Raw genomic sequence first — 14,056 nt, 5'->3', positions numbered from 1 at the left:
TGTGGTTATAAAACCAATAACATAATAGATATAGATTATATAGAGGTGATTAGTCAAAGCAAGACGTTGTAGAAAACTCGACTCCTCGTCTTGTTGAAAAGTATACCCTTCACCGGCGACTCTCATACAGGTGTGGAGAGCGCTGACCCGAAGGGACGTCGCTCGTGCTCCAGGCCTTACTTTACATATCCACTCTCGCAACAACTGAACCGTTACGTTTCAGTTTCTTCAACATATGAGAGCGAGGGGAAAGATGTCACGCCGAGAGGAACTTCTTGATCTGGATGAGGACCTAAACGCGCGCAAGCGCAAGCTCTTCAGTCGGGAGTACATGACAACCAAGCAGGTGCTACTCCGTCGAATAGATGACGTAGTGAAACGGACGGAGGGACAAGTTTCGAGGAGCCTCGAAGAGGACCTAGAGGGCAAACGTTACCTCGAGGCGAAGCTGGGCAACCTGCGCGGGTTCAGAGACTGCGTGAGGGAAACCACCCTATTCGAGGTGCTCGACGAGGTATGGTGCTACGAGTTCGCGATCGATAACCATGGAACCTCGCTCCTTCTCCGCCATGTCTCGCATGCCGAGGTAGCGGACAACGTGCATGACGAATGGCTTGAAGTCGAGGAATACGACTCGCAACTGAAGGTCATCGAAACGAGGTACAGGCTTCTCGGCGTAGACGAGTTTGCGAGCGAGGTGTTGCCCCGGCGACGATAAGGGTCTGAGGCGAGGCGTCTGCAGGGCTCCGCCCCCTGGCAGACGACGTGAGGGCTGTGCTCTCCGTCACCCGCCCCGACGCCTCCGCGGAGGCGTCCATGGAATTCCTCGCCGAGCTGGTCGACCGCTGGTTCTGATCGGGTATAGTGCATTTGGATATCAAAACCCGAGAGGTTTTTATGTGGCGGAGACGCGCGAGCGCCTCCGCCTAATTTTTTGCTTTTCGGATCCGGCGCGGCCGACGCCTTCCGGGATCGTAGCGTACCGGCTTCGGGGCGTGCGCGCGACACTTCTGCCACGGCGGCCGATCCGACCGCCATCCAAAGCGGGTCCGCCGCGAGGCGTCCGGGCGCCGGACGTCACGATTCGCGGGGTGCCCACTCCGGCACCAAATTCCCAGTATGTGCCCGGATAATCCCAGCAGCGAATTGTCACCAATCTCTCCCGTCCGTCGTAGCATGGCTGCCGCATCAAGCGGTCGCGAGGACTGGAGGAAATGCCATGAGGTGGATCTACGACGACTGCGGCAACGCGGACCTCGAAGAGGCCGCATTCGCGGAGAAGGGCGTCTCTACGATACTGGAGCACGTCGACCTCTCCTACGCCCCGAGGGACGCCGCGACGTGCCTCCTGGGGCGCTTGGTAAGGGAGCTCGCCGAGACGACCGGGGCGCATGGCAATGTGGGGGGGGACGACGAGCCTACGCGGTGCGAGGACGCGCCGATAGTGGCCACGGACTTAGACGAGAAGGTGCTAATAGCCGTCATCTCCGCATACGAGGAGGGCTCGGCCAGGATGCCCGAGCTCAGCGTCAGCGCGGCCGAGTTCGAGATAATGCGCCACGCGTGCCTGCCCTACCTCGCGGACCACGGCAACGTGGACGCGATACGACACGACGTGGTCTCCATCGTCGTGGCGGGAGAACGCCAGGCGAAGCTCCGCCACCTCATAGGCGCCTGGCAGTGGCCGGAGAGCAGGGAGTGACCTGGGACGCCATAACACAGACGCCGCCCGCGGCAGGAAGGCGGCCGCTCGGGGGAAACCCGGGCAGCCGCCCCTTTCCCGCCGCCACGGACGCAGCAAAGCCCTCCCGCGGCCACCCTCCCCGCCGTCAGGAACACCTAATGACGGCGGGGAGGGAAGAGCAACCTTACCGTTTCTCGGCCGGGCTCATGGCGGGGAGACGGGCATTCGGAATCGGAGACAATTGAACGAAGGCGTTGCAGGCGTCTTGAATCGTTCCCCCGCCGGGAAACGCGGAGTTGGATTGGAAGGACCCGGCCCCATCCGATGAGCGCTCGTGACCCGTCGCTTCCGCGTAGAACACCTCTCCGTACCGGGAAACGAGACTGCGCGGGGTTCTGGTTGAAGGGCAGGTTCCTGCGAATGCCCGGGGAGCTTTGCGAGCGAGCGCGGGAGAGCCCGGGCCGCGTCTTTTGAGTGGGCGGCGTCCTGTCAGCTCCTTCGAGGACCCTCACATCTGCTCTGGCGGAACTGGTATATAGACCATCTTCAGCGGAATCATCCTGGCGTACCTGTCGCTCAGGTCCTTGTAGTACTTCAGAATCAGGTCCGCCAGCTCCGTGCCATTGATGCCGCGGATGATGGGCGTGCTGTCCAGATACCGCTGCGCGTTCTTCGTGTAGTCGGAGAGCGTGACGAACAGTCCGTAGTCGCCCTCGCGCATCGCTCCCTTGAGCGACTGGATCGTCGCCTCCCGAATGGCGCCGTCTCCGCTCTTCACCTGCACCAGGATGCGGGGAGGAAGCTCGTCCTTGTAGGCGACGATGTCGATGCCGCTGTCGCCCCCGTGGGGAGACACCCTCGTCCTGTACCCCATCGCCCCGAGTAGGTCTGCCACGAAGAGCTCAAGGTCGTAGCCCTTGAGCTTCCGGCTCAGCTCCTTTAGGACGAAGTCCCTCGTGCTCTCGACGATGTCCTCCGCGGTGGCTCCGACGCTCTCGTCCTCGGAGCCATCAGTTGCGACCGCCCTCTTGAAGCCGCTGTCCAGGGCTGCGAGGTACTCGTCCGCGTAGTTCTTCACGGCGAAGAATGACATCGCCGAGCCAATCTCGTAGAGCGCACCCTGCGAGAAGGAGGTGCGCGGCAGGTGCTTCAGCCACCTCACCTTCCTCCGATGCACGTACTCGGGTGCTGACGGCTCGTAGGTGTAGCCGCCATCGATGACTCCGATGTTAATCTTCCTGTCGCTCTTGGATGGAAATACGATGTAGTCGCCGGCCTGAGCCTCGCAGGCGAACCTGAAGAGTATTCCCGCGGAGATGGAAACGTTGCCCTTCTTTGCGCTCGGGTACGCTTCGGCGTAGCGCTCCTTGAATGCGCCGCGGTCTACTCCGACCTTTCGAAGGTCTCCCATCTCGCGCCAGCCGATGGCTATCACGCCGTCCCGGAGGAAGAGGGCGTCGTCCCGCGTGTGAATCCCCCAGATCCTCACTTCTTCACTTTGGGCCATTCTTCTCCTATAGATCTCGCTCCGGGCCAAACGCGCAGCGCCCTAAGTATCCCGACCTGGCGTTCCCCGTCTTCAACATCCCTAACGCGACCGTGGCCATCGCGAATGGGATGACCCTGCTCACAGCTTGCCTCCAAACGTACGCTCGACGAATTCGGCGAGCTTTCCCTCCTTGGCGAGCTCCGCGGAGTCCGCCCTCACGAAATTGGTGTCGCAGCCCCCACCAACCTCGTTGTTGTACCCGAGGATGTAGTGCGTCGCAATCTGGTAGATGATCTCCGTTGGCGCAATGCCGAAGACCTGCTTCTCGAGGATGTGGTCGAGGCGCTTGCGGTCGTCTGGGAGCAGCACCTTCATCTTGTCGCTGCGGTAGAGCCGTTTGATGATCTCCGTGATGTAGAGTCCGCTCTTCATGTACAGGTCCGCGAAGGTGTGATTCGGGTCGTCGAAGCAGCCTGGGTTCTCCCTCTCGAACAGGTCGACCATCTCGACCACCACGCTTCGGGGGGTGAATATCTGGTTCGTCTTCTGCGGCGGCACGTAGTCGAAGATGTCCTCGTCCTGGCTGTCGTCGAAGTAGTTGGCGAGCTTGCCACGCAGGCTGATGAACTCGCGCACCGAGTCATCGAACACCACGGGGTCGAAGAGCCGTCCCTCGAAGTGGACCGCCTCGCCGGTCTCTGAATCAATGACGTTGCCGCCGTCGCGCAGCAGGCGGAACTGCTCCACGGTCACGCTCGTGACCTCCTGGAACACGTCCGCAGGGATGATCTGGTCGAACTTGGCGAGCGTCGTCTCCTCGTCTCCGTATGCCATGAGGAACGAGGGGATCGTGCGGGAGAAGCCACGCAGGTGGTCGCGGATGCCGCCCTCGATGGTCTGCTTCTTGCTCTCCCTCTTTGCGGTCTCCACCTCTCGCACCACGGTCTCGCCGGCCTTCTTTACCAGATCATCGCGCGAGTCCCTGAGGCTTTCCACGAGGCTTTGGCGCGCTCCCTCGAGCTGCTCGTCGTGGGCGCGGTTAATCTCGTCCGCCTCTTCCTGCGTCTGCGCGAGGTCTAGCTGGCTCGCGCGGTCCCTCTCGATGCGGTTCCTCTCGATGGTGAAGTTGCCCACCTCGCGGTTCAGCCTGATGTCCACGTCGGCCTTGATGCGGCGCTCCACCCTCTTCTGCTGGGATGGCCTGAAGTCATTGCCATAGTTCTGGTTTGCCGCCTCGACGAGCGGCTTCGCAATGCTCTCGCCGAACGTCTGCTGCAGTTTGTCCAGGAACGCGTCGTCTGGGTCGTCGCCCTCGTCCAGGGCAATGGAGCCAATGGCGTCGTCGAGGTCGTCTGCGATGGAGCCGTAGACCTTGTCGCCGAACATCCCGTTGGCGAGGCCTATCACCTGCTCCTGGGGCACGTCCACTTCTCCGTCCCCGTCGAGGTCGAGCTCGTCGGCCGTGTCCTCCCGGATGCCCAGGTCCTTGTTGGGCGCCTTGTAGGGCTCGAGCCTCTGAAGCACCTCGAGGACCTCGGCGGGAGCGCGGAAGACGTTGCTGATGTTCTGGAACAGGAAGTCGCTCATGAAGCCGCAGCGCACCACCTCGCGCGAGCGGATTCTGCGCGGGATGGAGAGGACTCGCTCGGCGTCGAGTTCCACCATCTCGCCGTCCTCGTCCTCGCCGATGACCGGGAAGAAGTTGAGCAGCGTCCTCACGCGCTGCTTGCGGTCGTCTGCGGTGCCGCCACCCGAGGCGGTGTCCGTGTAGAGGTCGTTGGCGAACTCCTCGAATATGGTGAGGGTGCGGGCAGGGTCGAAGTCGAAGACGTATGCGTTCTCCTTGCGCAGGAACTCCCCGCCCCTGTTGAACAGACATGGGTTTTGGGCGCGGAAGGCCGCCTGCATGTAGAGCGAGGGGCTCTTCATGTTGGAGAGCATGAGGACGGCGGTCCACTCGGGGACCGTGACTCCTGTTGTCAGCTGGCCGACTGAGAGCGTGATGGTGCGCTCGTGGGTGGCGATCGCCTCGCGCACCCTGTCGAGCGAGCGGGCGCTCGCCTCGTCGTCGTCCAGTTTCCCGTCTCCGGCCGCCAGGACGACCTCGTAGTCCTTGAACACGGGATGACGTCTAAGCTTTTTCGCGAGCGCCTTCGCCGAGTCCACGCGGTTGAGCATCCAGAAGGTGTGGCGCAGCTCGTCGCGAAGCTCGGGCGTGGAGAAGGGAAACTTCCTCTGCGTGGTGAGGGCGTCCAGGAATCTGTCCACGTCCTCGTTGTGAAGGAAGCAGCCGTTCTCGTTGGTGGCGAAGAACTCGTTCAGGTCGAAGGCGTACTCGACGCTCTCGCCGTCTATTTCCACACCGTGCCTTACCTCGTCGGCGACGATGTCGGACATCTGGTAGGTGAACATGTTGAGGCGCGGCAGGTCTGCGTAGGGGTTTGGTAGCTCCGGGTCGTTCCAGTCAAGCTTCGCCTTCTGCTCGTCGGCGTAGGTCCAGTTGAAGATGGCCTCCTCCGGGAACTTCTCGTTTGCGATGGCTTTGAATGGCGTGCCCGAGAGATGCAGCGTGAACCTGCGCCTGATGTGGTCGAAGGCGACGTCGGTCTTGAAGGTGTCCACACCCTCGTGTGCCTCGTCGATGATTAGGACGTCCCAGATGATTTCGGCAATGTGCCCAAGCTTGTCATACTTGCCGCCGAAGTCGATGGCGCCCTTGAGGTCCTGCAGGCTCACGAACTCGATGAAGCCCTTGGCCTCCCCTTTGCGGAGGCCCTGAAGGTACTGCTCGCGCGTTATGCAGAAGGGCTTGTCCTGGAGTGCGCTTGCGGAGCTGATGAACACGAGGCCTGACGAGCGTCCGACGAACTTCACGTAGTCGTCATACCAGGAGTTCGCGATGGCGGGGCGGTTGGTGACGATGAGGACCTTATGGGCGCCCAGCCGCTTGCAGAAGTCGTACGAGGCGAGCGTCTTGCCGAAGCGGGGCTTCGCGTTCCAGAGGAACTCACCGCCCTCGTGGCTGCGCGCGTAGCTGGCGGTCTCCTCGGAGGCGCGTTCCTGCTCGTCGCGCAGACGGTATTCGATGGTGGGAGCAGCGTCCTGGACGACGCCGTGGTTCTCGCGGAACTCGTAGAAGCGCTGGTGCGCGGGGACAGGTTCTATCTGGAACCACTCGGTACCGGGCTTGCTCCTGACGTCGAGCTTTCGGAGGTAACCGTGGAAGTCGGTGTCGCGGAACGTCTCACCCGTGTCCTCGAAGGTCGCGTTGCCGTGCCATTCGAGCTTGACGGCAACGTCGGCGGTATGCGTCTGCTGCCTGAGTCGCCTCTCAACATTCTGCTCCGTGTAGCCAATCTTAGTCCAACCGTCATGGCTGCGAATCTCGGGCGTGGTGTAAGCGTATATCTGCGGCAGCGCCGGGCGCGATGTCTTGACGAGATCGCTGATGTCAGTGAAGGCCATGGCTAGTCCATCTCCTTCACGTGGGTCTCGATGAAGTCGATTTCCTCATCGGAGAGGCCGTACTTCGCGTAGAGCTGTTGGTCGATTTCAGCAACAGACTTGGACCAGTCAATGTCTGAGCTATCTGTGAAGTCCTGAAGCGGAATCGTCCTCCAAACTTGCGACGGGCTGTGCTGAGTCGCCTTCTTCACACCGAGAAGAGCTCTGAAAAATTTTGTTTTGTAATAGCGTGCAAGATTACGAGCTTCACCCTCAGTTTTGAAAGGCCCAGCGTTCAGGAATGTATCCGATGACCCAGTATTGGGGCCAGCTACTATTGGCTCTGCGAGCGTTTCTCCGTATTTTCCTGAGTTGTTAGCTTCCGGAATCAACAGCTTGAATCCATCTAAATATTCGTTCTCGCTGATGAACCTCTTTGCTATATAGCGATGCCCTCTCTTACCATTTATCCGGCCAAAGAACTTATAGACGTCTGCCTCAGGACCGTTCGGCTTGACTGTAAAAATTTCAGGCAACGTCTCCATTACCTTCGAGACAATTTTGATTCGATTCCCTGGTCCTAGCTGTCTCGAGACATTCTCGTTCTTAGCGTTTTCCTGGTAGAAGAGGTCAGAGAATTTGTAGCAACGCTGAGACGCAAAGATGCTGTCAAGGCGCAACTGCCCACGTGTTGCATGATTGACTTTCTTTAATATCCCGTTGAGCTCCGGGTAAATTGTGAAAGTCTCTATTGCCCCATAATCAGAGGTGGCATCCCTCAGCGTGACTGCAATTCCACCCTTAATGTCTGTGTTGGGGAAGACCGTTGATGCGTCTGGCTCGTATGACAGAACTTTCAAGTGCTCGTCATTAAGCATTTTTTCATTCCACGCTTTAGGCGTTTGGCCAGCATCGAAAAGAAAACGTGCAGGCGTGACAAGTTCAACCCGATCACTCACTTGATAAGCTGCGTCCATGAATACATCGTATATTGGCGGCTTACGGTCGTTGTCATCCTTATCGCTCTGGTACGGAGGATTTCCGATTACCGCATAGAATTTCTTGTCCATAGGACGTGTCTTGCCTTTCATTGCCTGGAACTCGAGGGGCTCGTTCTTCTGCCAGTCATATATGACGCAGAGGGGCACCGTCTCGTCGGACTCCTCTTCCTTTTCTGCTGTAGCGTCGAAGGGCGATTCGTCTAAGAGATCAAACAGCGTGGGCTGCAGGGGCTCCGGTACGGGCTCCTCGTATCCGAAGAGCGCCGACTGTACGACGGCGTCCATCTTGTTGGTGGGTACCGCGCAGGTGAAGCCGTTCATCTGCCAGAAGTTCCACGAAATTATCCACGCGGCCTGGTCCAGCTCCTCATCGGATATGCTCGAACCCCAACGCTCGCGCAGGTGCTCGCAGAACGTCTCGAGCACGTTGATGCGCGCGAGGAGCAGGTTGTCACCCTGGTACTCGAAGCCGTAGGAGGCCTTAAGGGCGGCGAGACCCCAGCGCACCCACTCGCGGCGCGACTTTGTCTTCTCGCTCACGACACGCAACTTCCGGTCGAGGAAGCCGATGCGCGCCGCTACGGGGATGGAATCTCCCGTGACGGTGTCGTAGCGCGAGCACACGAAGGGAGCCTCACCACAGGTAATCTCCAAACGGGGACTCTCAACGTAGGCGTGCCAGCCGAAGCCCTTCCTCTTGGGGAAAGCAACCGGCACCGCGCTGGGGCACCATGTGGTGTCCGCCTCAACGTTGAAGATGTCCCGCGCGCCGAACCAAACGGCGTCGAGGTCATTGTTCATGCGGTTCACCAGCCACGATGGAGTAAACACTTCAGCGCGCGTCCTGGTGCGCTGAGACTGGTGCTCCTGCTCCTTGGCGATGCGGGGCTTGATGACGCCGGAGGAGAGACCTGTAATCTTCTCCACGGTTATCTCGTCATCTCCCATGTAGCCGTCGCCGAGCGCCTCGTACTCGTTATCGGCCCAGATGATGTTGCGTCCGGTGGTGCGGTCGCAAAGGAGCGTCTCCAGGATACGCGTCGGGTAGCGCGAGTCAAAGCTCTCGATGAAGTCCGACCCGGCGATATGTTGCTCGTCAAGAGCCACTAGCTATTGCCCCTTCTTGACGAGTTCGTCAATCATGCACACGCAGATGAATGCACTGAAGCTAACGCCCCTCAGCGTCGCTGCCTCCTTGCCGGCGTCACGAAGGTTCTTCGGAATCCTGATCGTGATGGACGCCATTCCGTCTCCCGCTAGGAATTCCTGCTTCTTGTTATCATTCGCTCCGTCTTCGACGAGGTCTGAGTACTTCACTGGGTGGCCTCAGCAGGAGTAGGAATGCAATACATTCGATAGACATCGTATCATTTGGGAGCGTTTCACGCATCGCTTCATCGAGCTAACTCCACTGATATCAAGTAGCCCATCCTGTACACCCACGGTGGCCAGGATGGACACTGCGGACGGAGTGGACAGGGTGGCCGCAGGATCTGTCCCGATGGCTCAGACTTTCGTCTGTGCCCCGGGAGATGCCTCCGCGGCCGCACCGTCCGAACGTCCCTTCTCTCTGCGGGGGATGCCCCGCGCCCCTGGGGGGTGACCGACTTGAGCCGTGACGCCATGCCGAGGCGCCTGAACGTCCGGATCTCCGACGTGGAGCTCGGGGTCCTGGACCGGGCTTCTGCCGAGATGGGCTGCTCCAGGAGTCAGGTGGTTAGGCTCCTGATACACTGCCTCACGGACGGCGTGATGCGCATGGGGGCGGGCACCGTCGCCTTAGACTACGAGACCTCACACGACATCGTGCGCAACCCGCGCTCCATAGGCACGCTCTACAACCAGTCCGTGGCGGCGCTCAACACGATTGCGAAGGTCGCCCGCGAGTCTTGAAACAAAAGTAGGATAAGAACGTTCGACGCGGTACAAAAACTGTACATATAAGAAAAAGGTCAGAAGCTTAAGCCTCTGACCTGCGGTTTCGTGGTCGGGTGGACTGGATTCGAACCAGCGACCCCTTGACCCCCAGTCATGTGCGCTACCAAGCTGCGCCACCACCCGTTTGTGCGTTTGAGCTCTCGCCCGCCTGCGGTTGAATAATATAGCAGGACGAGGAGGACGGGGCAAGCGGAAATTGCGACAATTTTCGAAAATCAATCGCCGACGATGACCCGACGACCGCTAGATGCCCTGCTCCTGGCGCTCGCGGCGGATCATCTTGCGAATCTGCGCCATGTGCCACTCGTTGCGCTGCTCATCCGTGTCGAGCTTCAGACCAAACGGAATTCGCCGGGGTCGCTCATCCTCCCCTACGCAGACCTCCGTGAGGTAGGCAACGTTGATCTGCTTGCGCTCCCCCGTCGCGACGTCCTCCACGTAGGAATCGACGCGGACCTCGAGTGATGTCTTGCCGACATACGTGACGTATGCGTCGATAACCACGATCTCGTTGAGGTAGGCCGGGTTCTTGAACACCAGGCTGTCCACGCATGCCGTTGTGACGGAGCCTCCGCAGTGTCGGCGAGCGGCTATGCCCGCGGCCTCGTCTATCCACTCCATAAGACGGCCGCCAAACAGGCGGTTCTCACCGTTCATGTCGCCGTGGACCACCGTGTGCGTCGCGCGCGTGCGCGAGCGCTCCTGCGATCGCAGGGGGCGCGTCTCCTGCGGCGCCGTGGTCTGGCTCACGAGTTGGTTTAGGTCGCTTTCCGTCATGCTGTCCTTCTCTGTTGGCACGGCCGGCGCCGTGGGATATGGTACGTAGCAAACATAGCAGATGGGGGCACGCATGGACGAGGGCTTTTTCGAACGCGCATACGACGTAGTGCGACAGGTACCGCGCGGCCGCGTGGCGACGTACGGGCAGATAGCCGCAATGATGGGAGAGCCGCGCAAGGCGCGTTACGTGGGCTTTGCCATGCACGCGAGTCCCGGCGTTGCCGGCGGCGTGCCGTGCCACCGCGTGGTGTTTGCGGACGGATCCCTCGCGCCCGGCTTCGCGTTTGGCGGGCCCGGCGCCCAGCGCGCCATGCTTGAGGACGAGGGCGTTGCGTTTACTCCCAGCGGCAGGGTCGACATGCGACGCTGCCGCTGGGAGGCGCTGTAGGATCTTTTTAGGGCCGCGGGGCGTGGGGCCGCAGGACGCGCGGTGCGTCGAGGCACGGCCCGGAGGGCGCGCGGCGTAGGGCCGTGCGCTACACGTCCTTCGTGGCGATCACGTCCACGCCCGTGCCGCAGACGTCTGCAAGCACCACGTCGCCAATGTGCACCGGCGCCGCCATGCTCACGCCGGAAAGCGCGCGCACAACGTCCAGCACCTTCGCCTTCGGCACGTCGCCCGCGGTCTTGACCGATACCATGCGCGAAACGTCAGACCCGCTCACGGGCACCACCGTCGTCACCACGCGCGTGGGGTCCGTCACCTCCTTGCGGGCGTACGCGTCTCCGCGCGGACAGCCGTTGCCCGAGACGGACGTGACCTGGCCGCCTTCCAGCGTCACCGTCACCTGGCAGCCCTTGGGGCAGCGTATGCACGTGAGCGTGACGTCGCATGCGGCGCCTCTCGTTTCCTGCGACATGCTACTCATCCTCCAGCAGAACGCGGACGGCATCCCCGGGGCGGGCGTCCGCAAGGTCGGCCCGCCTCAGCGTAACCTCCTGCATCTCGCCCGGTGCCATCACGGGCTTGCGACGGTGCGACACGCGACGGTCTCCCACGTAGACGGACACGTAGCGGTCCTGGTAGACCGCGCCCACGCGAAAACGCAGTTTCATCGTGTCCGCCATGCGCCCGGGCGAGACAAACGAGGGCACGGTGTAGCGCACCCCGCCCGTGGCCTCTATGGGAAGCTCGGTCGCGGCGGCGGGGTCGTCCTTCTCGCCCGCGCCCTCTTGCACGTAGCGCGCGGCGCACGCACCGGCGTGCGCGGACTCCTCGCTCACGTAATCAACCAGGTCGTGCACGTGCAGAACGTTGCCGCAGGCAAACACGCCCGGGACGCTGGTCATGAGCTGGTCGTTCACGTACGCGCCGCGCGTGACGGGGTTTATGCGCACGCCGGCCTGTCGGCTGAGCTCGTTTTCCGGCAGCAGCCCCACGGAGAGCAGCAGCGTGTCGCACGGGTAGCGCACCTCCGTGCCGGGTATGGGGCGCAGGTGCTCGTCCACCTTGGCGATGGTGACGGCCTCGACGCGGCGCTCGCCCTCCACGTTCACCACGGTGTGGGACAGCTTGAGCGGTATGCCAAAATCGTCCAGGCACTGCACGATGTTGCGCTTGAGGCCGCCGGAGTACGGCATGAGCTCCGCCACGCATGCCACGTGCGCTCCCTCGAGCGTGAGCCTGCGCGCCATGATGAGCCCTATGTCACCGGAGCCCAGGATCACGACCTCGCGTCCCGGCAGCAGGCCGTCGATGTTTACCAGACGCTGCGCCGTGCCGGCCGTGTACACGCCGGCCGGGCGCGTGCCGCAGATGTCCAGCGCGCCGCGCGGCCGCTCGCGGCAGCCCATCGCAAGCACCACGGCCCTCGCGCGCACGCGGAAGATGCCGCGCTCCGCGCTGACGGCCGTCACCACGCGCTCCGGGGACACGTCCAGCACCGTGGTCCTCAGCATGCGCTCGATGTTGCGCTCGCGCGCCCGTGCCACATAGCGGGCCGCGTACTCCGGGCCCGTGAGCTCCTCCTTGAACGTGTGGAGGCCAAAGCCGTTGTGGATGCACTGGTTGAGGATGCCGCCCAGCTGCGGCTCGCGCTCAAGCACCAGCACGGACTCGACGCCGGCGTCGTGCGCGGCAATGGCGGCGGCAAGGCCTGCGGAGCCCCCGCCCACGACCACGATGTCGCGCGCCAGCTCTGGCACGGCATCGGCCGCGGCGGCGTTCTTCTCGCCCGCGCCGGCAGTGGCGCCGGCATGTGCGCCTGTGGCCATGCTAGTCATGGCGCTCGCCCCCTTCCGCCTGCTTGTCGTGGCCCACGACCATGCGCGAGCCCGGACCGCACTTCGTAACGTCCTCCATGGACAGGCCGTCGACCTCCTCTGCCAGGATCTCCATGATGCGCGGCGTGCAGAAGCCCGCCTGGCAGCGGCCCATGCACGCGCCGGTGCGGTGCTTCACGCCGTCCAGCGAGCGCGCGCCAGGCACGCGGCGGCACGCGTCGCGGATCTGTGCCTCGCTCACGCGGCAGCAGCGGCACACGATGGTGCCGTACGCCGGGTCGCTCTCTATCAGGCGCTCCCACTCGCCCTGGCCTATGCGCTTGAGGTCTGGGATGGGGCGGCGGCGCGGCTCGAAGCTCTGGTTGCGCGGCAGGCCCAGTATGTCGTTTGCCTGCGCGGCTACCATGCGGCCGATCGCGGGGCTCGCCGTGAGGCCCGGGCTCTCGATGCCGGCGCAGTCCAGGAACCCCGGCGCGCCCGCGACGGGCCCTATGATGAACTCGTGGCCCGGCTGGTGCGCGCGCAGGCCCGAGAACGACGTTATGGTCTCGCGGAACGGGATGTCCCTCACCGTGAGGGCACTCTTGCGGCGCACGGCCTCAAGGCCGGCCGGCGTGGTCTGGGTGCCGCGCTTGTCGTCGATGTCGTCAGCCGTGGGTCCCACCAGCAGGTTGCCGTGGACCGTGGGCGTCACGAGCACGCCCTTGCCCATCTTGGTGGGCAGCATGAACACGGTGTGGCGCACGTGGCCGCCGGCCGTGGTGTCAAGAAGCTCGTACTCGCCACGGCGCGGCACTATCGTGAGCGTGTCCACGCTCACCATGTTGTGGATCTGGTCCGCGTACACGCCGGCCGCGTTTATGACCACGCGCGAGAAGAACGCGTCGCCGCCGGCCGTCACCTTCCAGCCGGGCGCGCCGCCCTCCAGCGTCACGGGCTCCACCGCCGTGACCCGCGCGTCAAAGCGGAAGCTCACGCCGTTCGTGGCGGCGCTCTCCGCCAGCGCGGCCGTGAGCGCAAACGGGTCGCAGATGCCGGCCGTGGGCGCCCACAGCGCCGCGACGGCTCCGTCCGCGATGTTGGGCTCCATGCGCACGAGCTCCTCGCGCCCCACTATGCGAAGCTCTGGCACGCCGTTTGCGCGGCCGCGCTCCAAAAGTGCCTCGAGCGCGGGCATGTCCTTCTCATCCGTGCAGACCACGAGCGAGCCAATGCGGTCGAACGCAAAGCCCAGCTCGCGCGCAAGCTGCGGAAAGAGCGCGTTTCCCTCCACGTTGAGCCTCGCCATGAGCGTGCCGGTCTTGGCGTCGAAGCCAGCGTGCACGATGGCGGAGTTCGCCTTCGACGTGCCAGCGCACACGTCGTCCTCCGCCTCCAGCACAAGGAAGCGCCCGTCCAGGCGGCTGAGCTCGCGGGCTATGGAGCACCCGCTCACCCCGGCGCCTATCACGAGCGCGTCATAAACTATGGTACCGTCCATCGGTCCTCCGTCCTGCA

The 14,056-nt window shown here is 62.6% G+C and carries 12 protein-coding genes and 1 tRNA gene; 4 read left to right on the top strand and 9 right to left on the bottom strand.

The features are described from left to right. Window positions 1–253 precede the first annotated feature (253 nt). Window positions 254–718, top strand: coding sequence for a hypothetical protein (locus ACTQWE_RS03320; RefSeq protein WP_441855730.1), 465 nt, complete (start codon window positions 254–256; stop codon window positions 716–718). A 501-nt stretch (window positions 719–1,219) separates the two neighbouring features. After that, window positions 1,220–1,702, top strand: a complete 483-nt coding sequence (locus ACTQWE_RS03315) for a hypothetical protein (RefSeq protein ID WP_441855732.1) — start codon at window positions 1,220–1,222, stop codon at window positions 1,700–1,702. A gap of 490 nt (window positions 1,703–2,192) precedes the next feature. Here ACTQWE_RS03315 and ACTQWE_RS03310 read toward each other — a convergent pair whose 3' ends face one another. The 4 genes from ACTQWE_RS03310 to ACTQWE_RS03295 all read right to left on the bottom strand — a co-directional run bounded on the left by ACTQWE_RS03310 (window position 2,193) and on the right by ACTQWE_RS03295 (window position 8,935). Continuing rightward, a complete protein-coding gene (locus tag ACTQWE_RS03310) occupies window positions 2,193–3,191 on the bottom strand; it encodes a restriction endonuclease (RefSeq protein WP_441855734.1) in 999 nt (332 codons plus the stop codon). 120 nt (window positions 3,192–3,311) lie between these two features. Continuing rightward, window positions 3,312–6,638 carry a DEAD/DEAH box helicase family protein gene (locus tag ACTQWE_RS03305; protein ID WP_441855736.1) on the bottom strand — a complete coding sequence of 1,109 codons (3,327 nt, stop codon included), beginning with the start codon at window positions 6,636–6,638 and terminating at the stop codon, window positions 3,312–3,314. Window positions 6,639–6,640: 2 nt separating this feature from the next. Then, window positions 6,641–8,725: an Eco57I restriction-modification methylase domain-containing protein gene (locus tag ACTQWE_RS03300; protein ID WP_441855738.1), complete on the bottom strand. Its 2,085-nt coding sequence runs from the start codon at window positions 8,723–8,725 to the stop codon at window positions 6,641–6,643. Between the two features lie 3 nt (window positions 8,726–8,728). Then, entirely contained in the window at window positions 8,729–8,935 is a 207-nt protein-coding gene (locus ACTQWE_RS03295; protein ID WP_441921258.1) for a hypothetical protein, read from the bottom strand. A 291-nt stretch (window positions 8,936–9,226) separates the two neighbouring features. Between ACTQWE_RS03295 and ACTQWE_RS03290 the strand changes: the two genes are divergently transcribed. Then, window positions 9,227–9,511 carry a hypothetical protein gene (locus ACTQWE_RS03290; RefSeq protein WP_441855742.1) on the top strand — a complete coding sequence of 95 codons (285 nt, stop codon included), beginning with the start codon at window positions 9,227–9,229 and terminating at the stop codon, window positions 9,509–9,511. Between the two features lie 91 nt (window positions 9,512–9,602). Here ACTQWE_RS03290 and ACTQWE_RS03285 read toward each other — a convergent pair. Beyond that, window positions 9,603–9,679, bottom strand: a tRNA-Pro gene (locus ACTQWE_RS03285). Window positions 9,680–9,799: 120 nt separating this feature from the next. Further along, complete coding sequence (locus tag ACTQWE_RS03280; RefSeq protein ID WP_441855744.1) at window positions 9,800–10,333, bottom strand: acyl-CoA thioesterase; 534 nt, start codon at window positions 10,331–10,333, stop codon at window positions 9,800–9,802. A gap of 73 nt (window positions 10,334–10,406) precedes the next feature. On the opposite strand from ACTQWE_RS03280, the gene ACTQWE_RS03275 reads away from it, so the two are divergent. Next, window positions 10,407–10,724, top strand: a complete 318-nt coding sequence (locus ACTQWE_RS03275; RefSeq protein WP_441855746.1) for an MGMT family protein — start codon at window positions 10,407–10,409, stop codon at window positions 10,722–10,724. Between the two features lie 88 nt (window positions 10,725–10,812). On the opposite strand, the gene ACTQWE_RS03270 is transcribed toward ACTQWE_RS03275, so the two are convergent. The 3 genes from ACTQWE_RS03270 to ACTQWE_RS03260 are packed head-to-tail and all read right to left on the bottom strand — an operon-like array spanning window position 10,813 to window position 14,039. Next, window positions 10,813–11,196, bottom strand: coding sequence for a DUF1667 domain-containing protein (locus ACTQWE_RS03270; RefSeq protein ID WP_441855748.1), 384 nt, complete (start codon window positions 11,194–11,196; stop codon window positions 10,813–10,815). Window position 11,197: 1 nt separating this feature from the next. Continuing rightward, entirely contained in the window at window positions 11,198–12,559 is a 1,362-nt protein-coding gene (locus tag ACTQWE_RS03265; RefSeq protein WP_441855750.1) for an NAD(P)/FAD-dependent oxidoreductase, read from the bottom strand. Further along, window positions 12,552–14,039 (bottom strand): NAD(P)/FAD-dependent oxidoreductase, encoded by a 1,488-nt coding sequence (locus ACTQWE_RS03260; protein WP_441855752.1) that lies wholly within the window; start codon window positions 14,037–14,039, stop codon window positions 12,552–12,554. Before ACTQWE_RS03260 ends, ACTQWE_RS03265 begins: the two co-directional genes overlap by 8 nt. Window positions 14,040–14,056: the final 17 nt, after the last annotated feature.

The sequence above is a fragment of the Parafannyhessea sp. LCP19S3_B1 genome, from assembly GCF_052121955.1.
GTDB lineage: Bacteria > Actinomycetota > Coriobacteriia > Coriobacteriales > Atopobiaceae > Parafannyhessea.
The sequence above is the reverse complement of the archived record's forward strand: the minus strand, read 5'-3'. Positions and strand labels throughout refer to the sequence as shown.